The sequence below is a fragment of the Mesorhizobium sp. M7A.F.Ca.MR.148.00.0.0 genome (assembly GCF_003997735.1).
Classification (GTDB): Bacteria; Pseudomonadota; Alphaproteobacteria; order Rhizobiales; family Rhizobiaceae; genus Mesorhizobium.
Map to the genome: position 1 here is coordinate 1 of NZ_RZTB01000065.1, position 23,528 is coordinate 23,528.

General features: G+C 63.2%; 22 protein-coding genes, 1 pseudogene and 1 riboswitch. Of the genes and pseudogenes, 19 read left to right on the top strand and 4 right to left on the bottom strand.

Features of this window, described 5'->3' with window-relative positions; all coding sequences use genetic code 11:
• The 4 genes and pseudogenes from EOB49_RS21530 to EOB49_RS21545 form a co-directional block, all read right to left on the bottom strand.
• Positions 1-669, bottom strand: a pseudogene (locus EOB49_RS21530) (cobaltochelatase subunit CobN); the annotation flags it as partial.
• A gap of 18 nt (positions 670-687) precedes the next feature.
• Positions 688-1,740, bottom strand: coding sequence for a cobalamin biosynthesis protein CobW (cobW, locus tag EOB49_RS21535; RefSeq protein ID WP_127382170.1), 1,053 nt, complete (start codon positions 1,738-1,740; stop codon positions 688-690).
• Positions 1,741-1,742: 2 nt separating this feature from the next.
• Positions 1,743-2,171, bottom strand: a complete 429-nt coding sequence (locus EOB49_RS21540) for a DUF1636 family protein (RefSeq protein ID WP_127382171.1) — start codon at positions 2,169-2,171, stop codon at positions 1,743-1,745.
• 38 nt (positions 2,172-2,209) lie between these two features.
• Positions 2,210-2,414: riboswitch (cobalamin riboswitch) on the bottom strand.
• 29 nt (positions 2,415-2,443) lie between these two features.
• On the bottom strand, positions 2,444-3,643 hold the full coding sequence (locus EOB49_RS21545; protein ID WP_127382172.1) for a winged helix-turn-helix domain-containing protein: 1,200 nt from the start codon (positions 3,641-3,643) through the stop codon (positions 2,444-2,446).
• A gap of 330 nt (positions 3,644-3,973) precedes the next feature.
• On the opposite strand from EOB49_RS21545, the gene EOB49_RS21550 reads away from it, so the two are divergent.
• From EOB49_RS21550 to EOB49_RS21640, 19 genes are all read left to right on the top strand, one after another.
• Positions 3,974-4,339: an NADH-quinone oxidoreductase subunit A gene (locus EOB49_RS21550; RefSeq protein WP_010910112.1), complete on the top strand. Its 366-nt coding sequence runs from the start codon at positions 3,974-3,976 to the stop codon at positions 4,337-4,339.
• Positions 4,330-4,911, top strand: a complete 582-nt coding sequence (locus EOB49_RS21555; protein ID WP_013531090.1) for an NADH-quinone oxidoreductase subunit B — start codon at positions 4,330-4,332, stop codon at positions 4,909-4,911. The genes EOB49_RS21550 and EOB49_RS21555 overlap by 10 nt, the downstream gene beginning before the upstream one ends.
• 4 nt (positions 4,912-4,915) lie before the next feature.
• A complete protein-coding gene (locus EOB49_RS21560) occupies positions 4,916-5,518 on the top strand; it encodes an NADH-quinone oxidoreductase subunit C (RefSeq protein WP_127382173.1) in 603 nt (200 codons plus the stop codon).
• Positions 5,519-6,709 carry an NADH-quinone oxidoreductase subunit D gene (locus tag EOB49_RS21565; RefSeq protein ID WP_127331486.1) on the top strand — a complete coding sequence of 397 codons (1,191 nt, stop codon included), beginning with the start codon at positions 5,519-5,521 and terminating at the stop codon, positions 6,707-6,709. It begins immediately after the preceding gene.
• Positions 6,710-7,990 carry an NADH-quinone oxidoreductase subunit E gene (locus EOB49_RS21570; protein ID WP_127268494.1) on the top strand — a complete coding sequence of 427 codons (1,281 nt, stop codon included), beginning with the start codon at positions 6,710-6,712 and terminating at the stop codon, positions 7,988-7,990.
• Positions 7,991-8,000: 10 nt separating this feature from the next.
• The gene (gene nuoF, locus EOB49_RS21575) at positions 8,001-9,305 is read left to right on the top strand and encodes an NADH-quinone oxidoreductase subunit NuoF (protein ID WP_127322345.1); all 1,305 of its coding nucleotides are present in this window, start codon (positions 8,001-8,003) and stop codon (positions 9,303-9,305) included.
• A 70-nt stretch (positions 9,306-9,375) separates the two neighbouring features.
• Complete coding sequence (locus tag EOB49_RS21580) at positions 9,376-10,065, top strand: NADH-ubiquinone dehydrogenase (RefSeq protein WP_127382174.1); 690 nt, start codon at positions 9,376-9,378, stop codon at positions 10,063-10,065.
• Between the two features lie 73 nt (positions 10,066-10,138).
• Positions 10,139-12,220 (top strand): NADH-quinone oxidoreductase subunit NuoG, encoded by a 2,082-nt coding sequence (gene nuoG / locus EOB49_RS21585; RefSeq protein ID WP_127382175.1) that lies wholly within the window; start codon positions 10,139-10,141, stop codon positions 12,218-12,220.
• Positions 12,221-12,222: 2 nt separating this feature from the next.
• Positions 12,223-13,266 carry an NADH-quinone oxidoreductase subunit NuoH gene (gene nuoH / locus EOB49_RS21590; protein ID WP_027034808.1) on the top strand — a complete coding sequence of 348 codons (1,044 nt, stop codon included), beginning with the start codon at positions 12,223-12,225 and terminating at the stop codon, positions 13,264-13,266.
• A complete protein-coding gene (nuoI, locus tag EOB49_RS21595) occupies positions 13,266-13,757 on the top strand; it encodes an NADH-quinone oxidoreductase subunit NuoI (protein ID WP_127382176.1) in 492 nt (163 codons plus the stop codon). Before nuoH ends, nuoI begins: the two co-directional genes overlap by 1 nt.
• Positions 13,758-13,996: 239 nt before the next feature.
• Positions 13,997-14,617 carry an NADH-quinone oxidoreductase subunit J gene (locus EOB49_RS21600; RefSeq protein ID WP_127267204.1) on the top strand — a complete coding sequence of 207 codons (621 nt, stop codon included), beginning with the start codon at positions 13,997-13,999 and terminating at the stop codon, positions 14,615-14,617.
• Between the two features lies 1 nt (position 14,618).
• On the top strand, positions 14,619-14,927 hold the full coding sequence (nuoK, locus tag EOB49_RS21605) for an NADH-quinone oxidoreductase subunit NuoK (RefSeq protein ID WP_010910101.1): 309 nt from the start codon (positions 14,619-14,621) through the stop codon (positions 14,925-14,927).
• Between the two features lie 10 nt (positions 14,928-14,937).
• Entirely contained in the window at positions 14,938-16,911 is a 1,974-nt protein-coding gene (gene nuoL, locus EOB49_RS21610; RefSeq protein WP_127382177.1) for an NADH-quinone oxidoreductase subunit L, read from the top strand.
• Positions 16,911-18,416, top strand: a complete 1,506-nt coding sequence (locus tag EOB49_RS21615) for an NADH-quinone oxidoreductase subunit M (protein ID WP_127382178.1) — start codon at positions 16,911-16,913, stop codon at positions 18,414-18,416. Before nuoL ends, EOB49_RS21615 begins: the two co-directional genes overlap by 1 nt.
• Before the next feature lie 18 nt (positions 18,417-18,434).
• The gene (gene nuoN / locus EOB49_RS21620) at positions 18,435-19,871 is read left to right on the top strand and encodes an NADH-quinone oxidoreductase subunit NuoN (protein ID WP_127382179.1); all 1,437 of its coding nucleotides are present in this window, start codon (positions 18,435-18,437) and stop codon (positions 19,869-19,871) included.
• Between the two features lie 5 nt (positions 19,872-19,876).
• Positions 19,877-20,698 (top strand): biotin--[acetyl-CoA-carboxylase] ligase, encoded by an 822-nt coding sequence (locus tag EOB49_RS21625; protein WP_127382180.1) that lies wholly within the window; start codon positions 19,877-19,879, stop codon positions 20,696-20,698.
• Between the two features lie 118 nt (positions 20,699-20,816).
• Positions 20,817-22,487, top strand: coding sequence for a ribonuclease J (locus EOB49_RS21630; protein ID WP_127382181.1), 1,671 nt, complete (start codon positions 20,817-20,819; stop codon positions 22,485-22,487).
• Positions 22,488-22,589: 102 nt separating this feature from the next.
• Complete coding sequence (mce, locus tag EOB49_RS21635) at positions 22,590-22,994, top strand: methylmalonyl-CoA epimerase (RefSeq protein ID WP_063168232.1); 405 nt, start codon at positions 22,590-22,592, stop codon at positions 22,992-22,994.
• Positions 22,991-23,275, top strand: a complete 285-nt coding sequence (locus tag EOB49_RS21640) for a DUF1467 family protein (protein WP_127267197.1) — start codon at positions 22,991-22,993, stop codon at positions 23,273-23,275. The genes mce and EOB49_RS21640 overlap by 4 nt, the downstream gene beginning before the upstream one ends.
• Positions 23,276-23,528: the final 253 nt, after the last annotated feature.

The following is a 23,528-nucleotide window of genomic DNA, read 5'->3' on the forward strand; positions in this document are numbered from 1 at the left end:
GCCGGGTGGGGTCGGTACGACCGGACGCGGCGTTTCTTTGAGTCGGCGCGCCTCGGAGAGGACCTCACCCCCGGCCTGCGGCCGGACCCTCCCCTCGAGGGGGAGGGGGACGACGCCGCGGCCGGGTTCGTAGTAGCCAGCTTTGGGCACGGCGACCGGTTCGACGAAAGGCGCATCCGACCCCGCCAGCCGTGCCAGCCTCCGCACCAGCGCGCTCATATTCGCCGGGCCGCCCTCGCGGAAATAGTCGAGCAGGTCGTCGAGTTCCTCGCGCGGCAGCGTAGAGGCTTCGATCAGGCGCAAATCCTCGTCGCGGCATTCGCCGGGCAGCAGCGCCAGTTTTATGCCGCGTTCGCGGGCGGTCGAGGCGAGCTGGTCGCAGCCGTAGCGCCACCAGTCGTAGCCGCCGAGGATGCGCACGAGGATGATCTTGGCGTGGCGGGCGACGCTGTCGACCCAGAGGTCGACGGACATCGGATGGCGCAGGTCACGCAGTGCGGCCAGCCGCATCGAGGGCAGGCGGCCGGCATCGGCCTTCCAAGCTGCCGCCAGTCCGGCGAGGTCGCTGTCGGTGAAGGACAGCGCCACGATATCCGCCGGCGTCTGCCGCAGATCGACCGGCTCGGCGAGGTCGTCGAGCGAGGCGGATGTCGTGGTGAGGATGTGCATCGCGACCCGTGTCCGAAATCAGCCGGCGAGTATACGCTCGATCGCCGGGCGGTTCAGCCCCTTCAGGCCGATGACGACGAGGCGCGAACGGCGGTCGTCCTGCGCGGTCCAGGCGCGGTCATAGTAATGATTGACGCGCGGCCCGACGGCCTGCAGCAAGAGCCGCATCGGCTTGCCGCCGACTTCGACGAAGCCTTTTACGCGCAGCACGTTCTCTTCTTCTGCGACGGTGGCGACGCGCTTTGCCAGCTCGTCCGGATTGGCGATCGAGGCAATGTCGACGATGAAGGTGTCGAAGTCGTCATGCTCGTGGTCGAACGCGCCGTCATGATGGGATTTGCGGTTTTCGATGTCGTCCTCGACGGCGAGACCGAGCCCGAGCAGCACCGAGGGATCGACCTTGCCATGCGACGCCGGCACGATCTTCACGGCGCGGGCGGAGTGTTCGTTGATGATGGCGTTGGCGCGGGCGGTGCCGGCGGCGTCCATCAGGTCGCTTTTCGACAGGATGATCAGGTCGGCGCAGGCGATCTGATCCTCGAACAGTTCTTCCACCGGGTCGTCGTGGTCGAGCGTCTCGTCCCCGGCGCGCTGCGCCTGAAGTGCGTCCATGTCGTTGGCGACGCGGCCTTCGGCCAATGCCGGCCCGTCGACCACGGCGATGACGCCGTCGACTGTGACGCGGCTCTTCACGCTCGGCCATTGAAAGGCCTGGACCAGCGGCTTGGGCAGCGCCAGGCCCGAAGTCTCGATCAGGATATGGTCGACCCTCGGCGTCAGCGACAGGATCTTGTCAAGCGCCGGGACGAAATCATCGGCGACGGTGCAGCAGATGCAGCCATTGGCCAGTTCGACGATGTTTTCCTCCGGGCAGGTGTCGATGCCGCAGCCCTTCAGGATCTCGCCGTCGATGCCGATGTCGCCAAACTCGTTGACGATTATGGCAATGCGCTTGCCGCCGGCGTTTTCCAGGAGATGGCGGACCAGCGTCGTCTTGCCGGCGCCGAGGAAGCCGGTGACGACGGTGCAGGGAACGCGGGAGAGGTTCGCAGACGAATCTGGGGCAGTCATGGTCAGTCCTTCAGCATGTCGAGGGGAGGAATGCGGGCAACGAGGCCGCGCTTCAGGCTATCGGGACGGCCACGCCAGGGAATGAGGCCGTCGGTCGAGGTGGCGAAAAGCTTGGCGCCCGTGACGAGGTCGGCCCCGCTGGTCTCGGTCAGGTCGCCAAAGACATAGCTCCAGCAGCCGTCGCGCAGGATGGCGGCGCTGAGGCGCCGCTTGCAATTGCCAAGGCATTCGACGCTGCGGATGCGGATGTCGTCGCTGGATGCGGCGCGGCGCGTATCCTCCGCCAGCAATTCGCCGGCGCGGGGATGAGCGTCGGAGCCGGTCTCATCGCGGCAAGAGGCGCAGACGATGATGGTGACGCCGGCCAAGGCATCATCATGGCCGGACGAAATATCCGCTGTGCCAGCCGAAAAACTGCTGTCGTGGTCCAAAGATCGGGCTCCTTGCCCGGAAACCCGCCGGGCGATCGGATTCTAAAGTCGCAGACGGCAGGTCTCCTGGCTCGCGGGTCATCGCCTTGGGTAGCCGCCTTCCCGGGAACTCCCAGTGGCTTTCGGCCTTGGCTCTTCGCTTACAGTTGCGGGGACAGCCGCGGATTTGGGATTTTGCCCCGCACCGCATTCCCTCTTAGCTCTTGCCGTTGCGGGCAAGAGACCATCTGAACCGGATTTAGGCTTTTGCGAGCGGCGGTGTCAACGCGAGCTTACGACATGGCGATGTCGGCCAGCGCCGGACCCAAATCGCCGGCCGGGGTCACTTCCATGCGTTCGAGCCCGAGCCAGCCCTGCATCTGCTTCAATTCCTCGAACAGTTCTGCAGCGGTTTCAGGTGGCGCCTTGGGCTCGGCGTAGGCCGCATGGACCCGCAGCACGCTGGCCGGACGATCTGCCTTGAGGTCGACGCGTGCCACGATCCTGTCGCCGAGCAGGAACGGCAGGACATAATAGCCGTATTGCCGCTTGTCGGCCGGCGTGTAGATCTCGATGCGGTAATGGAAATCGAACAGCCGCTCGGTGCGCGATCGTTCGAAGACAACCGGATCGAAGGGCGCCAGCAGGGCGCGGGCCCCGATTTTGCGCGGCAGGCGGGCGTCCCGGTGAAGATAGGCCGGCTTGTCCCAGCCTTCGACACGCACCGGCAGCAACTCGCCGGTTTCAACCAGTTCCTCCAGCCGGCCTTTCATGTCGGCCGGCGACAGGCGGAAATAATCGCGCAAATCGCCTGAAGTCGCCACGCCGTGGGCGCGGGCGGAAATGCGCAGCAATTCGCGGTGCGCGTCCTCAGGCGTCGGCACTGGGAGGTCGAGGATCGCCTGCGGCAGCACGCGCTCGGGCAGATCATAGAAGCGCTCGAACCCGCGACGATGCGCCGTGGTGATGCGGCCTGCCCAGAACAGCCATTCGAATGCGTGCTTGGCATGGCTCCAGCCCCACCAGCCACCCGAGCCTTTCTGGCCTTCGAGCGCGGAAGCGGCAATCGGGCCGCGCTCGGCGACCTGGCGGTAAATCTCTTCGATATAGGCGGCGTGCTCGCGGCCCCATTTGGCGAGGCCCAGATACATTTCGTCGCCGCGCTCGGCGCGCTGCATGCGCCAGCGCATCAGCGGGTAGGTCTCGACCGGCAGGAAGGACGCCTCGTGCGCCCAGTATTCGAAAACCGTGCGCTTACGCGTCACGGCCGCGTTGTCGAGCAGCGAGAACGGGTAGGGACCAAGGCGCGAATAGAGCGGCATATAATGAGCGCGCACCACCGCGCTGACGGAATCGATCTGCAGCAGGCCGGTGCGGGAGAGGGTGCGGGCAAAATGCCGGCGGTCGGGCGTGCCGGTCGGGCGGGGATCGAGAAACCCCTGGGCGGCAAGCGCGATGCGACGGGCCGTGGGGAGCGAGATCTTTTCCTTCATGCAGGCATCACTTTGAAGTGTTTGACCGAGGGTCGAATGGCTGATTCCAACCCATGCTAGCAGGGTTTTGGCTGCATCCATGTCAGGAGAGAAAAGTGGAGTAAAACGCGAAGGAAATCAAACAGGAGCAGATCGGACCAGTTTGCCGCGATATGCCGTCCAGCTCGGTGTTTTGAACAAGGTTTGACTTGCTTCGCTGGAAGTGCTGCGCTAACCCTCGCCGCGTTGCAGCATAGGCCCTTAAAACGGTTCAGCGGTTAAACTGTCACGCTTCCGCATTAGGGTCCGGTGCTGTAATCAAACTGGATTGGCGCCAACGGAAAGCCGAGCATGAACGCACTCTTGAGCTCATACCTGCCCATCGTCCTGTTCATAGGCGTGGCGCTGGTTGTCGGCCTTGCGCTGCTGGCCGCGCCCTTCCTGGTGGCCTACCGCAATCCCGATCCCGAAAAGCTTTCCGCCTATGAGTGCGGTTTCAACTCGTTCGACGACGCCCGCATGAAGTTCGACATCCGTTTCTACCTGGTGTCGATCCTGTTCATCATCTTCGACCTGGAAGTGGCCTTCCTGTTTCCGTGGGCGGTGTCGTTTTCGAAGATCGGCATGCTCGGTTTCTGGTCGATGATGGTGTTTCTGGCGGTGCTGACCATCGGCTTTGCCTATGAATGGAAAAAAGGAGCGCTGGAATGGGATTGAACGACAGTTCAGGCACCCTCGTCGCGCCGAAGCCCAAGGGTATTATCGATCCCAACACCGGCAGGCCGGTGGGGGAGGACGATCCCTTCTTCCTCGAGATCAACAACGAGTTGGCCGACAAGGGCTTTCTGGTCACTTCGACCGAGGCGCTCATCACTTGGGCGCGCAGCGGGTCGCTGATGTTCATGACGTTCGGCCTCGCTTGCTGCGCGGTCGAGATGATCCACACCTCGATGCCGCGCTATGATTCGGAGCGGTTCGGCGTCGCGCCGCGCGCGTCCCCGCGCCAGTCCGACATCATGATCGTCGCCGGCACGCTGACCAACAAGATGGCGCCGGCGCTGCGCAAGGTCTACGACCAGATGCCGGAACCGCGCTACGTCATCTCGATGGGCTCCTGCGCCAATGGCGGCGGCTATTACCACTACTCCTATTCGGTGGTGCGCGGCTGCGACCGCATCGTGCCCGTCGATATCTATGTGCCCGGCTGCCCGCCGAGCGCCGAAGCGCTGCTCTACGGCATTCTTCTCTTGCAGAAGAAGATCCGCCGCACCGGCACGATCGAACGGTAAATCCATGACCGCATCCCTGAGCGAACTGTCGAACTATCTCGGCGAGAAGCTGATCGGCCGCGTGAACGAGGCTGATATCGCCTATGGCGAACTCACCATCCGCGTCGAGCCGCGCGATCTGGTCGAGGTCATGACCTTCCTGCGCGACGATGCGCGCTGCCAGTTCATCTCGATCATCGACGTCTGCGGCGCCGACTATCCGTCGCGGGCCAAGCGCTTCGACGTCGTCTACCATCTCCTGTCGCCGAAGCAGAATGTGCGCATCCGCATCAAGGTGCAGGCCGACGAGGAAACCATGGTGCCATCGATCACCGGCGTCTTTCCCGGTGCCGACTGGTTCGAGCGCGAGACCTACGATCTCTACGGCGTGCTGTTTTCGGGCCATCCCGATCTGCGCCGCCTGCTGACCGACTATGGTTTCGAAGGCCACCCGCTGCGCAAGGATTTCCCGCTGACCGGCTTCGTCGAGGTGCGTTACGACGACGAAGCCAAGCGCGTTATCTACGAGCCGGTCGAGCTCAAGCAGGAATTCCGCAATTTCGATTTTTTGTCCCCGTGGGAAGGTACGGATTACGTGCTGCCGGGTGACGAGAAGGCAAAGCAGTAAATGGCTGAAACTTCGGTCCGCAACTTCAACATCAATTTCGGCCCGCAACACCCTGCGGCGCACGGCGTTTTGCGCCTTGTGCTGGAGCTGGACGGCGAAGTCGTCGATCGCGTCGATCCGCATATCGGGCTCTTGCATCGCGGCACCGAAAAGCTGATCGAGGCCAAAACCTACCTGCAGGCGATTCCCTATCTCGACCGGCTCGACTATTGCGCGCCGATGAACCAGGAGCACGCCTTCGCGCTTGCCGCCGAGCGCCTGCTCGGCATCGAAGTGCCGAAGCGCGGCCAGCTGATCCGCGTTCTCTACTGCGAAATCGGCCGCATCATGTCGCACATCCTCAATGTGACGACGCAGGCGATGGACGTCGGCGCGCTGACGCCGCCGCTGTGGGGCTTCGTCGAGCGCGAAAAGCTGATGGTGTTCTATGAGCGCGCCTCGGGTTCGCGCATGCATGCCGCTTACTTTCGCCCCGGTGGCGTCCATCAGGATCTGCCGCAGAAATTGGTCGAGGACATCGGCAAGTGGATCGACCCGTTCCTGAAGTCGATCGACGACCTCGATCAGCTGCTGACCGGCAACCGCATCTTCAAGCAGCGCAATGTCGACATCGGCATCGTCTCGCTGGAGGATGCCTGGGCCTGGGGTTTTTCGGGCGTGATGGTGCGCGGTTCGGGCGCTGCCTGGGACCTGCGCAAGTCGCAGCCCTATGAATGCTATTCGGAAATGGATTTCGACATTCCGATCGGCAAGAACGGCGACTGCTTCGACCGCTACCTCGTACGCATGGAAGAAATGCGCCAGTCTGCGAAGATCATGCGCCAGTGCGTCGATCTCCTGCTCGGCAAGGAAAGCACCGGGCCGGTGTCGAACCTCGACGGCAAGGTGGTGCCGCCCAAGCGCCAGGCGATGAAGCGCTCGATGGAAGCGCTGATCCATCACTTCAAGCTCTACACCGAGGGTTATCGCGTGCCGGCCGGCGAGGTTTACGCCGCGGTCGAGGCGCCGAAGGGCGAATTCGGCGTCTATCTGGTTTCCGACGGCTCCAACAAGCCCTACCGCTGCAAGCTGCGCGCGCCGGGTTTCGCACATCTGCAGGCGATGGATTTCCTCTGCCGCGGCCACATGCTGGCCGACGTCACCGCCGTTCTCGGCTCCCTCGACATCGTGTTTGGTGAGGTCGATCGCTAAATGTCAGTCCGCCGTCTCGCAGAAGCCAGCGTCCAGCCAGCATCCTTCGCCTTCAACCGGGCGAATGCGGCCGCGGCGAAGCAATGGATTAAGAAGTACCCGAAGGGCCGTGAGCAGTCGGCCATCATTCCCTTGCTGATGATAGCGCAAGAGCAGGAAGGCTGGGTGACGAAGGCGGCGATCGAGACGATCTCCGACATGCTCGGCATGCCGCGCATCCGCGGGCTCGAAGTCGCGACCTTCTACACGCAGTACCAGTTGAACCCGGTCGGCACGCGTGCGCATATCCAGGTCTGCGGCACCACGCCCTGCATGCTGCGCGGTTCGGAAGCGCTTATGGATGTCTGCCGCTCCAAAATCCATCATGACCAGTTCCACGCCAACGACAAGGGCACTTTGTCGTGGGAAGAGGTCGAATGCCTTGGCGCCTGCGTCAACGCGCCGATGGTCATGATCTTCAAGGACACGTTCGAGGATCTGACGCCGGAACGCCTGGCTGAAATCATCGATCTCTATGACGCCGGCAAGGGTGCTTCGGTGGAACCGGGGCCGCAGAACGGCCGCACCGGCTCCGAGCCGGCCTCCGGCCTCACCACGCTGAAGAGCGAAAAGGCGATCCTCAAGTCGACCCGCGAAAGGGAGGCCAGGGAGGCCGCCAAGGCCGCCAGGGCGGCGCCCGACGCGATCATCGCGGCGCCTGTGCCGGGGCCGGCCGCGGCCCCTGTCGCACCGTCCAACACCAGCAAGCCGAAGACCGACGCCCCTGAAACCAGCCCGGCATTGAAGACGCCTTCAAAAACCAAGGTCGCGCCGGCGGTTGAAAAGGCGGCGAGCGTTGCCGCGCCGCTGCATTCGGCCGCCAATGCCAACAAGGCGGACTCCAAGGTCGAGCAGGTTTCCAAGCAGCGCAGCGGCCCGATAACCAAGGCCGAGCCGGCATCCGCCTTCAAGGCGCCTGAGGTCAAGGTGCCGGCGGCCAAGCCGGCCAAACCGTCGCTCGGGGACAAGAACCGTCCGGCCGGAATCGATAAACCGGCACAGGTCGACGACCTCAAGCTGATCTCCGGCGTCGGCCCCAAGATCGAGGGCATCCTGCATACGCTGGGCATTTTCACCTTCGCGCAGGTCGCGTCGTGGAAGAAGGCCGAACGCGAGTGGGTGGATGGCTATCTCTCTTTCCAGGGCCGCATCGATCGCGACGACTGGGTCAAGCAGGCCAAGGCGCTCGCCAAGGGTGGCGTCGCCGAATACATCCGCGTCTTCGGCAAGAAGCCGGTCTGAGGGACGAAAAATGCTTCAGGACAAAGACCGCATCTTCACCAATATTTACGGCCTGTTCGACAAGTCGCTGGCCGGCGCGATGGCGCGCGGCGCCTGGGACAACACGCCCGGCATCGTTGCCAAGGGGCGCGAGTGGATCGTCAACGAGATGAAGGCGTCGGGCCTGCGCGGCCGCGGCGGCGCCGGCTTCCCGACCGGCCTCAAATGGTCATTCATGCCCAAGCAGAGCGATGGCCGGCCGAGCTATCTCGTCATCAATGCCGACGAATCCGAGCCCGGCACCTGCAAGGACCGCGACATCCTGCGCAACGACCCGCACACGCTGGTCGAGGGCGCGCTGCTTGCCGGCTTCGCCATGGGCGCGATTGCCGCCTACATATATGTGCGCGGCGAGTTCATCCGCGAGCGCGAGGCGCTGCAGCGCGCGATCGAGGAGGCCTATGAGGCCAAGCTGATCGGCAAGAACAACACGTCCGGCTATGATTTCGACATCTACATGCACCACGGCGCCGGCGCCTATATCTGCGGCGAGGAGACAGCACTCCTCGAAAGCCTCGAAGGCAAGAAGGGCCAGCCCCGGCTGAAGCCGCCATTCCCTGCCAATGTCGGCCTCTATGGCTGCCCGACCACGGTCAACAATGTCGAATCGATCGCGGTCGCGCCGACCATTCTGCGCCGCGGTGCGGCCTGGTTCTCGTCCTTCGGCCGGCCCAACAATGTCGGCACCAAGCTGTTTTGCATCTCCGGCCACGTCAACAATCCGTGCACGGTCGAAGAGGCGATGTCGATCTCGTTCCGCGAGCTCATCGAGACGCATTGCGGCGGCATTCGCGGCGGCTGGGACAATCTTTTGGCGGTCATACCGGGCGGCGCCTCTGTGCCGCTGGTGCCGGCCGAGCAGATCATCGACACGCCGATGGATTTCGACGCGCTGCGCGACCTCAAATCCGGCCTTGGAACCGCGGCTGTCATCGTCATGGACAAGTCGACCGATGTCGTGAAGGCGATTGCGCGGCTCTCCTATTTCTACAAGCACGAGAGCTGCGGCCAGTGCACGCCATGCCGCGAAGGCACCGGCTGGATGTGGCGGGTGATGGAACGGCTGGTGCGCGGCGAGGCGCAGAAGCGCGAGATCGATATGCTGCTCGACGTCACCAAGCAGATCGAGGGCCACACCATCTGCGCGCTGGGCGACGCGGCGGCATGGCCGATCCAGGGCCTGATGCGGCATTTCCGCGGCGAGGTGGAGCGGCGCATCGACGAGTTTTCGCGCAATGCGCACCGGGCCGAGCCTGTGATGGTGGCGGCGGAATAGAAGAATGTTTACGCGGGCGGAAGTCCGCAGCGAAGGGCGGGGCGAACGAAGAAACGACCAGGAGAACTCTATGGCGCCGTATTCGAACCCGCTGATGCCCAATTTGGACCAGATCGAGAAGATGAACCAGGACTTGACCAGGATGATGCCGAAGGAGATGGCCAGCGCCGTCAACCTTTTCGTGCATCCTGTGGCGGGTGCGGCGGCGATGTCGGCGCTTGGCCTCGGGCTCGCCAACCATGCTTTCGGCGTCTGGCTGGGCGCGTTTTCAGGCGCGGCAGAAGCCTCGCAGCGGCTGCTGCAGCCGATCGTCGATGATTTCGAGGCGCGCGTCGCGCAGTTCGAAGATCCAAGTCCTTCCTCCACCAAGGCACGGGCGACGGCGAAAACCATGATTGCGGAGGCGCAGTCCTTCGCCCGGGAGGTCACCGATATTGCCGCCAAGGAAGCCGCCACTGCCGTGCCGGCCGCAAACGCCGCTCCGGCGACAAGCGGCGCCGGCGATGCGCTGATGCCCGATGATTTCAGGCAGCCCAACGCCATGGAGAAGCCGGCCATTCCGGCAGATCTCAAGGCCATCTCGGGCATCGGGCCGAAGCTGGAAAAGGTTCTCAACGGCCTCGGTATCTGGACGTATGCCCAGATCGCGGCATGGACGCCGCAAGAGGTTGCCTGGGTCGAGGACTATCTGTCGCTCGGCGGCCGCATCGGCCGCGACGATTGGAAAACCCAAGCGGCGGCGCTCGCCGTCAAGAAGTGAATGAAGTGCCCGACGTGGTCTCGACCGCGTCCGGAAAAAGAGATTGCGGGAACTCCGCAGGGGTTTGAGGCGAATGGCAAAGCTCAAGGTCGACGGGAAAGAGATCACTGTACCCGACCACTACACGCTGCTGCAGGCGGCGGAAGACGCTGGCGCGGAAGTGCCGCGCTTCTGCTTCCATGAGCGGCTGTCGATCGCCGGCAATTGCCGCATGTGCCTGATCGAGGTGAAGGGCGGGCCGCCCAAGCCGCAGGCGTCCTGCGCCATGAACGTGCGCGACCTGCGTCCCGGCCCGAATGGCGAGGCGCCGGAAATCTTCACCAACACGCCGATGGTCAAGAAGGCCAGGGAAGGCGTGATGGAGTTCCTGCTGATCAACCATCCGCTGGATTGCCCGATCTGCGACCAGGGCGGCGAATGCGACCTGCAGGACCAGGCGATGGCGTTCGGCGTCGATTCCTCGCGCTATCACGAGAACAAGCGCGCGGTCGAAGACAAATACATCGGACCGCTGGTGAAGACGGTGATGAACCGCTGCATCCACTGCACGCGCTGCGTCCGCTTCACCACCGAAGTCGCCGGCATTTCCGAACTGGGCCTGATCGGCCGCGGCGAGAATGCCGAGATCACCACCTATCTCGAACAGGCGATGACGTCGGAGCTGCAGGGCAATGTCATCGACCTTTGCCCGGTCGGCGCGCTGACCTCGAAACCGTTCGCCTTCCAGGCGCGGCCGTGGGAGCTGACCAAGACCGAATCCATCGATGTGATGGATGCGGTCGGCTCGGCGATCCGTGTCGATAGCCGGGGCCGCGAAGTGATGCGCATCCTGCCGCGCGTCAACGAGGCGGTGAACGAGGAGTGGATCTCCGACAAAACCCGATTTATCTGGGACGGCCTGCGCACGCAGCGTCTCGACCGCCCCTATGTGCGCAAGGACGGCAGGCTGGTTGCCGCCAGCTGGGCCGAGGCCTTCGCCGCGATCAAGGACGCGGTATCGAAGACGGCGCCCGAAAAGATCGGCGCTATCGCGGGCGATCTTGCCGCCGTCGAGGAAACCTATGCGCTCAAGCTGCTGATGGCTTCGCTCGGCTCGAAGAATACCGATTGCCGCCAGGACGGCGCCGCACTCGACCCGGCGCTCGGCCGGGCGAGCTATATCTTCAACCCGACCATCGAAGGCATCGAACAGGCCGACGCGGTGCTGATCATCGGCGCCAACCCGCGCTATGAAGCTTCGGTGCTCAACGCCCGGATCCGCAAGCGCTGGCGGATCGGCAACCTGCCGGTCGCCGTTATCGGCGATGTCGGCGATACCCGCTACGACTACGAACAGCTGGGCGCCGGACCGGATTCGCTGAAGGATTTGGCCGACGGCAACGGCAAGTTCTTCCAAGTGCTGAAGAAGGCGACACGCCCTCTGATCATCGTTGGCCAGGGCGCGCTGGCGCGTGCCGATGGCGCGGCCGTGCTCGGCCAGGCGGCCAAGCTCGCCGCCGCCGTAAACGCTGCCCGCGCCGACTGGAACGGCTTTGCCGTGCTGCACAACGCGGCCGGACGTGTCGGCGGCCTCGACCTCGGCTTCGTGCCGGGCGAGGGCGGCAGAAACGTTGCCGGCATGCTGGGCGAAATGGAGCTCTTGTTCCTGCTCGGCGCCGACGAGATCGACATGGCCAAGACCGGCGGCGCCTTCGTCGTCTATATCGGCACGCATGGCGACCAAGGCGCGCACCGCGCCAATGTCATCCTGCCGGCGGCCGCCTACACGGAAAAGTCGGCCACCTATGTCAACACCGAAGGGCGTGTGCAGCAGACCAACCGCGCCGGCTTCGCGCCGGGCGAAGCGCGCGAGGACTGGGCGATCCTGCGGGCGCTGTCGGATGTGCTGGGCAAGAAACTGCCGTTCGATTCGCTGCCGCAGCTGCGCGCCAAGCTCTATGGCGAATACCCGCATCTGGCCCGTATCGACCAGGTCGCGGCGGGCAATGCCGAGGACATCGCCGGGGTGGCGAAGCTCGGCGGGCGGCTGAACAAGGGTACCTTCACCTCGCCGGTGACGGATTTCTACCTGACCAACCCGATCGCGCGGGCATCGGCCGTGATGGCGGAATGCTCGGCACTGGCCAAGAGCGGCTTCAAGCAGGCGGCGGAATAAGCATGGACACTTTCTTCTCCTTCTACGTGCTGCCGGCGCTGATCATTCTGCTGAAATCGGTCGTGCTGATCGTTATCCTGCTGATTTTCGTTGCCTACATCCTCTACGCCGACCGCAAGATCTGGGCGGCGGTGCAACTGCGCCGTGGCCCGAACGTCGTCGGCCCCTGGGGCACGCTGCAAGCTTTCGCCGATCTGCTGAAATTCGTCTTCAAGGAGCCGGTCATCCCGTCCGGCGCCAACAAGGGCGTGTTCCTGCTGGCGCCGCTGGTCTCGGCCGTGCTGGCGATCTCGGCCTGGGCGGTCATTCCGGTCAATCAGGGCTGGGCGATCGCCAACGTCAATGTCGGCATCCTCTATGTCTTCGCCATCTCCTCGCTTGAGGTCTATGGCGTGATCATGGGCGGCTGGGCCTCCAACTCGAAATATCCGTTCCTCGGCGCGCTGCGTTCGGCCGCTCAGATGGTGTCCTACGAGGTCTCGATCGGCTTCGTCATCGTCACCGTTCTGCTCACCGCCGGCTCGCTCAACCTCACCGATATCGTGCTGTCGCAGCATGATGGAATTGGTACGCGGCTTGGCCTGCCCAACACCTTCCTCGACTGGAACTGGCTGGCGCTGTTCCCGATGTTCATCATCTTCTTCATCTCGGCGCTGGCCGAGACGAACCGGCCGCCCTTCGATCTGGTGGAAGCCGAATCGGAACTGGTCGCCGGCCACATGGTCGAATATTCGTCGACGCCGTTCCTTTTGTTCTTCCTCGGCGAGTATGTCGCCATCGTGCTGATGTGCGCGCTGGCCACCATCCTGTTCCTCGGCGGCTGGCTGCCTCCGTTCGACTTCGCGCCGTTCACCTGGGTGCCGGGTGTCATCTGGTTCGTGCTGAAAGTCTGCTTCGTGTTCTTCGGCATCTCCATGGTGAAGGCCTTCGTGCCGCGCTACCGCTACGACCAATTGATGCGGCTTGGCTGGAAAGTGTTCCTGCCGATCTCGCTGTTCATGGTGGTCGCCACCGCCGCCTTCCTCAAGATCACGGGGTTTGCGTGATGTTCGCTCTTTCCCAAGCCGCCAAATCGCTGCTGCTGCAGGATTTCGTCAGCGCCTTCTTCCTGTCGATGCGCCAGTTCTTCGCGCCGAAGGAGACGATCAACTATCCGCACGAGAAGGGGCCGACCAGCCCGCGCTTCCGGGGCGAGCATGCGCTGCGCCGCTATCCCAATGGCGAGGAACGCTGCATCGCCTGCAAATTGTGCGAGGCAATCTGCCCGGCGCAGGCCATCACCATCGAGGCCGGCCCGCGCCGCAATGACGGCACGCGCCGCACGGTTCGCTACGACATCGACATGGTGAAGTGCATCTATTGCGGCTTCTGCCAGGAAGCCTGCCCGGTCGACGCCATCGTCGAGGGGCCGAATTTCGAATTCGCGACGGAGACGCGTGAGGAACTCTACTATGACAAGGACAAGCTGTTGGCGAATGGCGACCGGTGGGAGCGCGAACTGGCGCGCAACATCTCGCTGGACTCGCCCTACCGCTGATATTTGACGCATGGGCGGGGCAGGGGCCTCGTCCAGAGGATGATCCCGAAAAGTTGCGGACTTTTCGGACCAGATCATGCTCCGGAATACAGAGTGGCCCATGTTTCTTTCGATCGGGCCTTTCAACCCGATCGGAACATGGGCTAGGACAACGCGGCTTTGGAACCGGAGGCGGAACCAGGCCAGAGACAACAAACAGGACGAGCGTCCTGTTCGTACAGGAACCCGGGGGATCCCCAATGTTGAGTGGACTAGAGGCGGCCTTTTTCTACCTCTTCGCCTTTGTCGCGGTGGCGTCGGCGTTCATGGTCATTTCGTCGCGCAACCCCGTGCATTCGGTGCTGTTCCTGATCCTGACCTTTTTCAACGCCGCCGGCCTGTTCATGCTGACCGGGGCCGAGTTCCTGGCGATGATCCTGCTCGTCGTCTATGTCGGCGCGGTGATGGTGCTGTTCCTGTTCGTCGTCATGATGCTCGACGTCGATTTCGCCGAGATGAAGGAAGGCGCCCTGCAATATGCGCCGATAGGCGCGCTGGTCGGGCTGATCCTGGCGGCGGAGCTGATCGTCGTGCTCGGCGGCTACACTTTCGCGCCGCAGCTCGCTTCGACGGTCTCCAAGCCCATTCCGGATCTCGCCACGCGGACCAACACCGCCGCGCTCGGCGACATCCTCTATACCGACTATCTCTACTACTTCCAGATTTCGGGCCTCGTGCTGCTGGTCGCCATGATCGGCGCCATTGTGCTGACGCTGCGCCATAAACCAGGCGTCAAGCGGCAGTCGATCGCAGCCCAGGTCGGCCGCACGCCGGCGACCGGTATGGAAATCCGCAAGGTCAAGACAGGCGAGGGACTCTGAGATGGTTGTCGGCATCGCGCATTATCTGACCGTATCGGCTGTTCTGTTCACGCTCGGCGTGTTCGGCATCTTCCTGAACCGCAAGAACGTCATCGTCATCCTGATGTCGGTCGAGCTGATCCTGCTGGCGGTCAACATCAATTTCGTCGCCTTTTCGGCAGCACTCGGCGATCTGGTCGGCCAGGTGTTCGCGCTGTTCGTGCTGACGGTCGCGGCGGCTGAGGCCGCCATCGGGCTTGCCATTCTCGTCGTCTTCTTCCGCAACCGCGGCTCGATCGCGGTCGAAGACGTGAACATGATGAAGGGTTGACGGAACCACCATGTATCAGGCCATCGTCTTCCTTCCCCTGCTCGGCTTCCTGATCGTCGGCCTGTTCGGCACGTCGCTCGGCGCCAAGGCGTCCGAATACATCACCTCCGGTTTCCTGGTGATCGCGGCGGTGCTGTCGTGGGTCGCTTTCTTCACCGTCGGTTTCGGCCATGGCGAGGTGTTCACCGTGCCGGTGATGCGCTGGATCCAGTCAGGCGGGCTGGAAGCGGCCTGGGCGCTCAGGATCGACACGCTGACGGTGGTGATGCTGGTGGTGGTCAACACCGTGTCGGCGCTGGTTCACATCTATTCGATCGGCTACATGCACCACGATCCGAACCGGCCGCGCTTCTTCGCCTATCTGTCGCTGTTCACCTTCGCCATGCTGATGCTGGTGACATCAGACAATCTGGTGCAGATGTTCTTCGGCTGGGAAGGGGTGGGCCTCGCCTCCTATCTGCTGATCGGCTTCTGGTACAAGAAGCCGTCGGCCAATGCCGCGGCAATCAAGGCCTTCGTCGTCAACCGCGTCGGCGATTTCGGCTTCGCGCTCGGCATTTTCGGCCTGTTCGTGCTGTTCGGCTCGGTCAATCTCGGCACCATCTTCGCCAATGCGGCAACGTTCATTCCGGCCGAAGGCGCCCCGCACGGCGCCGCGGTGCTGACCTTCCTCGGCTATGCGCTGGACAAGCAGGCGGCCATGACGATCGTCTGCCTGCTCCTGTTCATGGGCGCCATGGGCAAGTCGGCGCAAGTGCCGCTGCACACCTGGCTGCCGGATGCCATGGAAGGCCCGACACCGGTTTCCGCGCTGATCCATGCCGCCACCATGGTGACGGCTGGCGTGTTCATGCTGGCCCGGCTGTCTCCGCTGTTCGAACTGTCGCATTCGGCGCTGACGGTCGTGACCTTCATCGGTGCCTTCACGGCCTTCTTCGCGGCCACCGTCGGTCTCGTCCAGAACGACATCAAGCGCGTCATCGCCTACTCGACCTGCTCGCAGCTCGGCTACATGTTCGTGGCACTCGGCGTCGGCGCCTATGGCGCGGCGATCTTCCACCTGTTCACGCATGCCTTCTTCAAGGCGCTGCTGTTCCTCGGCTCGGGCTCGGTCATCCATGCCGTGTCCGACGAGCAGGACATGCGCAAGATGGGCGGCCTCAGGAAACTGATCCCGACCACCTACTGGATGATGGTGATCGGCACGCTGGCGCTGACCGGCGTCGGCATTCCGGTGACGGTCATCGGCACCGCCGGCTTCTTCTCCAAGGACGCCATCATCGAGAGCGCCTTTGCCGGCCACAATTCGGTTGCCGGCATGGCCTTCGTGCTTTTGGTCATCGCCGCCTGCTTCACCTCCTTCTACTCCTGGCGGCTGATCTTCATGACCTTCCACGGCAAGCCGCGGGCGAGCCATGAGGTGATGCACCATGTCCATGAATCGCCGCCGGTGATGCTGGTGCCGCTGTTCATCCTGGCCGCGGGCGCGCTGTTTGCCGGCGTCATCTTCCACGGCGCCTTCATCGGCGAGGGCTATGCCGAGTTCTGGAAGGCATCGCTGTTCACACTGCCTGACAATCACATCCTGCACGACATCCACGAATTGCCGCTGTGGGTTGAACTGTCGCCCTTCATCGCCATGCTGATCGGCTTCGCGCTGGCCTGGAAATTCTACATCCGCTCGCCGGAAATGCCGGTCAACCTGGCCGCGCAGCATCGCGGGCTCTACGCCTTCCTGCTCAACAAGTGGTATTTCGACGAGCTCTACGACTTCCTGTTCGTGCGTCCGGCCAAGCGCCTCGGCCATTTCCTGTGGAAGACCGGCGACGGCACCATCATCGACGGCCTCGGCCCGGATGGCATTTCGGCGCGCGTCGTCGATGTCACCGACCGCATCGTCAAGCTGCAGACCGGCTATCTCTACCACTACGCCTTCGCCATGCTGATCGGCGTTGCCGCACTCGTCACCTGGATGATGCTCTGATGACCGCCTGGCCAATCCTCTCGCTGGTCACCTTCCTGCCGCTGGTTGGTGTGCTGCTTATCCTGTTCATCAATGACGACAGCGAAAATGCACGCCGCAACATCCGCGCCATCGCGCTGTTGACGACGACTTTCACGTTCATCATCTCGCTGTTCATCTGGACCGGATTTGACAATTCGCAGTCCGGCTTCCAGTTCGTCGAGAAGGTCGCCTGGCTCGACTCCGGCATTTCCTACCATATGGGCGTCGACGGCATCTCGATGCTGTTCGTCATCTTGACGACGTTCCTGATGCCGCTCTGCATCCTGGCGTCGTGGGAATCGATCGAGAAGCGCGTGAAGGCCTACATGATCGCCTTCCTGCTGCTCGAAACGCTGATGATCGGCGTGTTCTGCGCGCTGGACATCGTGCTGTTCTACGTCTTCTTCGAAGCCGGCCTGATCCCGATGTTCATCATCATCGGCGTCTGGGGCGGCAAGCGGCGCGTCTACGCCTCGTTCAAGTTCTTCCTCTACACGCTCGCCGGCTCGGTGCTGATGCTGCTCGCCATCATGGCGATGTTCTTCCAGTCCGGCACAACCGACATCCCGACGCTGCTGACCCACAACTTCCCGGCCAGCATGCAGACCTGGCTATGGCTTGCCTTCTTCGCCTCCTTCGCGGTGAAGATGCCAATGTGGCCGGTGCACACTTGGCTGCCCGACGCGCACGTCGAGGCGCCGACGGCGGGCTCCGTCATCCTGGCCGGCATCCTGTTGAAGATGGGCGGGTACGGCTTCCTGCGGTTCTCCTTGCCGATGTTCCCGCTGGCGTCGGAAATGTTCGCGCCGCTGGTCTTCGCGCTGTCCGTCGTCGCCATCATCTACACCTCGCTGGTGGCGCTGATGCAGGAGGACATGAAGAAGCTGATCGCCTATTCGTCGGTTGCTCATATGGGCTTCGTCACCATGGGCATCTTCGCCATGAACCAGGAAGGCGTGCAGGGCGCGATCTTCCAGATGCTCAGCCACGGCCTCGTCTCCGGCGCGCTGTTCCTGTGCGTCGGCGTCATCTACGATCGCATGCACACACGTGAGATCGCGGCCTATGGCGGCCTGGTCAACAACATGCCGAAATACGCCACGGTGTTCCTGATCTTCACCATGGCCAATGTCGGCCTGCCCGGTACCAGCGGCTTCGTCGGCGAGTTCCTGACCATGCTCGGCGTGTTCCGGGTCAACACCTGGGTGGCGTTCTTCGCCGCCACCGGCGTCATCCTGTCGGCCGCCTACGCGCTCTGGCTCTACCGCCGGGTGATCTTCGGTGCGCTGACCAAGGACAGCCTGAAGGGCCTGCTCGACCTGTCGCTGCGCGAGAAGGTGATCATCTACCCGCTGGTCGTTCTGGTCATCTTCTTCGGCGTCTATCCCGCCCCGGTCTTCGACGCGACGGCCGAATCGGTCAAGTCGCTCGTCACCAATGTCACTGCATCCATCGGCGCCGCGCAGACCGCGGCGGCGAACTGACCAGAGGTTTTGCGAACCATGACGCCGGACCTTCTCTCCAGCCTGTCGCTCTCGACGCCAGAGCTGATCCTTGCCGTCGGCGCGCTGGCGCTGCTGATGGTCGGAGCCTATTCGCGCGCCAACACGGCCAACACGGTAACCGGCCTTGCGGTGGCCGTGCTGGCGATCGCAGGCGCCTGGCTGATCTTCCGGACCGGGCAGGGCAGCGCTTACGGCAATGCCTTCATCCAGGATTCCTTCGCCCGCTTCATGAAGGTGCTGGCGCTGGTCGGCTCGGCGGTGACGCTGGTGATGTCGATGCGCTTTGCCAAGGCTGAACGCTTCGACAAGTTCGAATATCCGGTGCTGATCCTGCTGTGCACGCTCGGCATGATGCTGATGATCTCCGCCAATGGCATGATCGGGCTCTATCTCGGCCTCGAACTGCAATCGCTGGCGATCTACGTGCTGTGCGCGATCAACCGCGACAATCTGCGTTCGACTGAGGCTGGCCTCAAATATTTCGTCCTCGGCGCGCTGTCCTCGGGCATGCTGCTCTATGGCATCAGCCTGGTCTACGGCTACACCGGCAACACCGGCTTCCAGGAGATCGCTTCTGCGCTCGGCAGCGGCGAGCGCCAGCTTGGCCTCGTTTTCGGCCTCGTCTTCGTGCTGGCCGGCCTGGCCTTCAAAATCTCGGCGGTGCCGTTCCACATGTGGACGCCAGATGTCTATGAGGGCGCGCCGACACCGGTGACAGCCTTTTTGGCGGCGGCACCGAAGATGGCGGCGATGGCGCTTATGGCGCGCGTCACCATGGGTGCGTTCAAGCCGATCGCCGCAGACTGGCAGCAGATCATCGTCTTCATCTCGATCGCCTCGATGGCGCTTGGTGCTTTCGCCGCCATCGGCCAGACCAACATCAAGCGGCTGATGGCCTATTCCTCGATCGGCCATATGGGCTACGCGCTGGTCGGCCTTGCCGCCAACAGCCAGGCCGGCGTGCGCGGCGTTGCCATCTACATGTTGATCTATCTGGTGATGACGCTCGGCACCTTCGCCTTCATCCTCGCCATGCGGCGCAAGGAAGGCAATGTCGAGCAGATCAGCGACCTGGCCGGCCTGTCGTCGACCAATCCTATCATGGCGACGATCCTGACCATCCTGATGTTCTCCCTGGCCGGCATTCCGCCGCTCGCCGGCTTCTGGGGGAAATGGTACGTCTTCCTCGCCGCCATCAACGCCAATCTCTATGCGCTGGCGATCATCGGCGTGCTGGCCTCGGTGGTGGGCGCCTATTATTACCTGCGCATCATCAAGATCATGTGGTTCGACGAACCGGTCGGCGGTTTCGTGCCGATGGCGACGGAGTTGCGTGTCGTGCTCGGCGTCTCCGGCGCCTTCGTGCTGTTCTATGTGCTGATCGGCGGGCCGATAGGCACCTACGCCGAAGCCGCCGCCAAGACGTTTTTCTAGTCGGCATGGCATTTCGGCTGGCTCCAACCTCGGCGTCGGAAGGGTTCCGGCTCGAGGCGCATGAGAGCGTCGGCTCCACCAATGCGCTGGCACTGGACCACGCAAGGGCAGGCGACCCCGGCAGATTGTGGGTCGTTTCCAAGAAGCAGGAAAGCGGGCGTGGCCGGCGCGGCCGCGTCTGGGCGACCCCCGAAGGCAACCTCGCGGCGACGCTGCTCGTCATCACCAAGGCGGAGCTTCGCCTTGCCGCGACGCTGGGCTTCGTCGCCGGACTGGCGCTGGCCGATGCGCTCGACGCCGTGGTGCCGAAGGGCCGGATCGCCATCGGCCTCGACGGTGGCAGCGAAGGAAAGAACCGTTTCGAACTCAAATGGCCGAACGACGTGCTTGCCTCCGGCGCCAAGCTGGCCGGCATCCTGCTGGAATCGGCAATTCTGGAAGGCGGCCGTTTCGCGGTGGCGGTCGGCATAGGCGTCAATGTGGTGGCATACCCCGAGGATTTGCCCTATCCCGCAACATCACTCAGCGCGCTGGGCGCGGCATGTGATGCGGAAACACTGTTCCTGGCGCTGTCAGATGCATGGAGCGAGAATGCCCGATTGTGGGACGAGGGGCGCGGACTTGCCGCCGTCAGGCGACGCTGGCTTGATCGTGCTGCGGGGCTCGGCGGCGAAGTTGCTGTCAGAATTGACGGTAATGTGGTGCGTGGGGTGTTTGAGACCATTGACGAGGACTGCCGTTTCGTGATCCGCGACGATGAAGGTTCGGTTCGGACGATCGCCGCCGGCGATGTGCATTTCGGCGCGGTCGCTTCGGCCAGGGCATAGGGCCGTTCATGAACGGTTCTAACTGTTTGTTTTTGCGCAACTCCGGTGGGAAAACCGTTACACACTTTTCCCGGAATTGCTTTTTAGGCTTGGCCTGAGGGCCAGGAAGGGAAAAATCATGGCGAAAGCGGAAAACGCCGAACTCGTCTTCGTGCCGCTCGGCGGCGTCGGCGAGATCGGCATGAACTTCGCTCTTTACGGCTACGGGCCGCCCAATGCGCGCGAATGGATCGTCATCGATGTCGGGGTGACCTTCCCCGATGCCAGCCTGCCGGGCGTCGACCTTGTGCTGCCCGACACGCGCTTCATCGAGGAGAACCTCGCCAATCTGCGCGGCATCATCATCACGCATGCGCATGAAGACCATTATGGCGCGCTGCTCGACACATGGCCGAAGCTGAAGGCGCCGGTCTGGATGACGCCGTTCAGCGCCGGCCTGCTGGAGGCCAAGCGGCAAGGCGAGCAGGGCGCGCCGAAAATACCGGTGACGATCTACCGGGCGGGCGAGAAATTCACCGTCGGCCCGTTCGCGATCGAAGCCATTCCGGTCGCGCACTCGATTCCCGAGCCGATGTCGCTGGCGATCACCTCGCCGGCAGGCACCGTCATCCATACCGGTGACTGGAAGATCGATCCGGAGCCGACGATCGGGCCGAAGACCGACGAGGCGCGTTTCCGGGCCTATGGCGACAAGGGCGTTCTGGCGCTGATCTGCGATTCGACCAATGCGCTGCGCGAAGGCGAGTCGCCTTCGGAAGTGGCTGTGGGCGAGGGCCTCAAGGGCGTCATCCAGGCTGCCAAGGGCCGTGTCGCCGTCACCACATTCTCCTCCAATGTCGGACGCATCGTCTCGATCGCCAAAGCGGCGCGCGATGCCGGACGCCAGTGCCTGGTGCTTGGCCGTTCGCTGAAACGGGTCATCGATGTGGCCGGCGAACTCGGCTACATGGACGGTCTGCCGGAGTTCATCGCCGAGGAGGATTTTGGTTTCATCCCGCGCGAGAACCTGGTCATCATCTGCACCGGCAGCCAGGGCGAGCCGCTGGCCGCACTGGCCAAGCTGTCGCGCGAAGAGATGAAGTCGGTGTCACTGACGGCGGGCGACACGGTGGTGTTTTCCTCGCGTACCATTCCCGGCAACGAGAAGGCGATTCTCGAGATCAAGAACCGCCTCATCGACCTCGGCGTCAAGATCATAGAGGACGGCGATGCACTGGTGCATGTCTCCGGCCATCCGCGGCGCAGCGAATTGCGCAAGATGTATGAATGGGTGCGCCCGCAGATCGGCGTTCCCGTGCATGGCGAGGCGGCACATCTGGTGGCGCAGGGCTCGCTGATGTCGACATCGGGCATCGGCCAGGTGGCGCAGGTGCGCGACGGCGACATGCTCAGGCTTGCTCCCGGCCCAGCCACCATCATGGATCAGGTGCCGTTCGGCCGTATCTACAAGGATGGCAGACTGATCGGCACCGATCAGGCGATGGGCATTCGCGACCGGCGCAAGCTGTCCTTTGCCGGCCATGTGGCGGTCAATGTCGTCCTGGACGACAAATATGAGCTTGCCGGCGACCCCGACCTAGTCGCCATCGGCGTCGCCGAGGCCGATGGCCGTGGCGAGTCGCTGGAAGATCTGATGATCGATGCGGCAATCGGCGCGGTGGACTCGATCCCCCGTCAGCGCCGAAAAGACCTCGACCTGGTGCAGGAAGCAGTGCGGCGCGCCGTGCGCGGCGCCGCCAACGAAGCCTGGGGTAAGAAGCCGCTGGTGACTGTATTCGTCACAAGATGACGAAAGGGAGTAGGGGAGTACGGGAGTAGGGGAGTAGGAAGAGCAAACAGCTGACATATCTGTCTTTTCCCTTACTCCCATACTCCCTACTTGGGAGTGCCAATGCTCGGACGTCTCAACCATGTCGCGCTTGCCGTGCCGGATCTGGCGGCCGCCGTCGCCGCCTATCGCAACACGCTGGGTGCCGAAGTGACGGCGCCGCAGGCGCTGCCGGAGCATGGCGTCACGGTGGTGTTCGTCAATGTCGGCAACACCAAGGTGGAACTTCTGGAGCCTTTGGGCGAGGGGTCGCCGATCGCCGCCTTCCTGGAGAAGAACCCCTCTGGCGGCATGCATCACCTTTGCTATGAGGTCGACGACATCCTGGCCGCGCGCGATCAGCTCAAGGCCGCCGGTGCCCGCGTGCTGGGCGACGGCAATCCGAAGATCGGCGCGCACGGCAAGCCGGTGCTGTTCCTGCATCCGAAGGATTTTTTCGGAACGCTGATCGAACTGGAGCAATCATGAGCTGGGTTTCGTTCACCGCCCTGTTTTTCGCGACCTGGTGGGTGGTGCTGTTCGCCGTGCTGCCGTTCAGCGTGAGGACGCAGGACGACGATCGTGACGTGACGCTGGGCACGGTTCCGAGCGCGCCGCGCGGTCCCCACATGCTGCGCGCGGTGATCCGCACCACCATCGCCACCGCGATCCTGATGGGCATTTTCTATGGCCTGACGCACGGGCTTGGATACAGCCTCAACGACATCCCCCACATCGTGCCGGAATTCAGCCAAACCTTAGCCAAATAGCCGGCCCCGGCCCAAGAAGATTTGTCTGGCAAAGGCGTTTTCATCCTTCGGAACAGCTTGGTTCCAGATAGGAATGCCGTGCCGTTTTGCGGCCGGACGAGCGCTGACGCTAGGTAAGGTGGTTTGGCAACGCGTTGCGCTAAGCAGATGATTGCACAAAAAAAATGCAAGGCACGAGGCCTTGCAATTTAAACGCGTCCGATCTGTTTCCGGTTTCCGGCGGCAGCGAGTAACCGCGCCTAGATCGCATCCT

Bases quoted from the DNA above. Each gene is read 5' to 3' on its own strand.
- cobW (WP_127382170.1), bottom strand. From the start codon at position 1,740: ATGACTGCCCCAGATTCGTCTGCGAACCTCTCCCGCGTTCCCTGCACC.
- EOB49_RS21545 (WP_127382172.1), bottom strand. From the start codon at position 3,643: ATGAAGGAAAAGATCTCGCTCCCCACGGCCCGTCGCATCGCGCTTGCC.
- EOB49_RS21550 (WP_010910112.1), top strand. From the start codon at position 3,974: ATGAACGCACTCTTGAGCTCATACCTGCCCATCGTCCTGTTCATAGGC.
- EOB49_RS21555 (WP_013531090.1), top strand. From the start codon at position 4,330: ATGGGATTGAACGACAGTTCAGGCACCCTCGTCGCGCCGAAGCCCAAG.
- EOB49_RS21560 (WP_127382173.1), top strand. From the start codon at position 4,916: ATGACCGCATCCCTGAGCGAACTGTCGAACTATCTCGGCGAGAAGCTG.
- EOB49_RS21565 (WP_127331486.1), top strand. From the start codon at position 5,519: ATGGCTGAAACTTCGGTCCGCAACTTCAACATCAATTTCGGCCCGCAA.
- EOB49_RS21570 (WP_127268494.1), top strand. From the start codon at position 6,710: ATGTCAGTCCGCCGTCTCGCAGAAGCCAGCGTCCAGCCAGCATCCTTC.
- nuoF (WP_127322345.1), top strand. From the start codon at position 8,001: ATGCTTCAGGACAAAGACCGCATCTTCACCAATATTTACGGCCTGTTC.
- EOB49_RS21580 (WP_127382174.1), top strand. From the start codon at position 9,376: ATGGCGCCGTATTCGAACCCGCTGATGCCCAATTTGGACCAGATCGAG.
- nuoG (WP_127382175.1), top strand. From the start codon at position 10,139: ATGGCAAAGCTCAAGGTCGACGGGAAAGAGATCACTGTACCCGACCAC.
- nuoH (WP_027034808.1), top strand. From the start codon at position 12,223: ATGGACACTTTCTTCTCCTTCTACGTGCTGCCGGCGCTGATCATTCTG.
- nuoI (WP_127382176.1), top strand. From the start codon at position 13,266: ATGTTCGCTCTTTCCCAAGCCGCCAAATCGCTGCTGCTGCAGGATTTC.
- EOB49_RS21600 (WP_127267204.1), top strand. From the start codon at position 13,997: ATGTTGAGTGGACTAGAGGCGGCCTTTTTCTACCTCTTCGCCTTTGTC.
- nuoK (WP_010910101.1), top strand. From the start codon at position 14,619: ATGGTTGTCGGCATCGCGCATTATCTGACCGTATCGGCTGTTCTGTTC.
- nuoL (WP_127382177.1), top strand. From the start codon at position 14,938: ATGTATCAGGCCATCGTCTTCCTTCCCCTGCTCGGCTTCCTGATCGTC.
- EOB49_RS21615 (WP_127382178.1), top strand. From the start codon at position 16,911: ATGACCGCCTGGCCAATCCTCTCGCTGGTCACCTTCCTGCCGCTGGTT.
- nuoN (WP_127382179.1), top strand. From the start codon at position 18,435: ATGACGCCGGACCTTCTCTCCAGCCTGTCGCTCTCGACGCCAGAGCTG.
- EOB49_RS21625 (WP_127382180.1), top strand. From the start codon at position 19,877: ATGGCATTTCGGCTGGCTCCAACCTCGGCGTCGGAAGGGTTCCGGCTC.
- EOB49_RS21630 (WP_127382181.1), top strand. From the start codon at position 20,817: ATGGCGAAAGCGGAAAACGCCGAACTCGTCTTCGTGCCGCTCGGCGGC.
- mce (WP_063168232.1), top strand. From the start codon at position 22,590: ATGCTCGGACGTCTCAACCATGTCGCGCTTGCCGTGCCGGATCTGGCG.
- EOB49_RS21640 (WP_127267197.1), top strand. From the start codon at position 22,991: ATGAGCTGGGTTTCGTTCACCGCCCTGTTTTTCGCGACCTGGTGGGTG.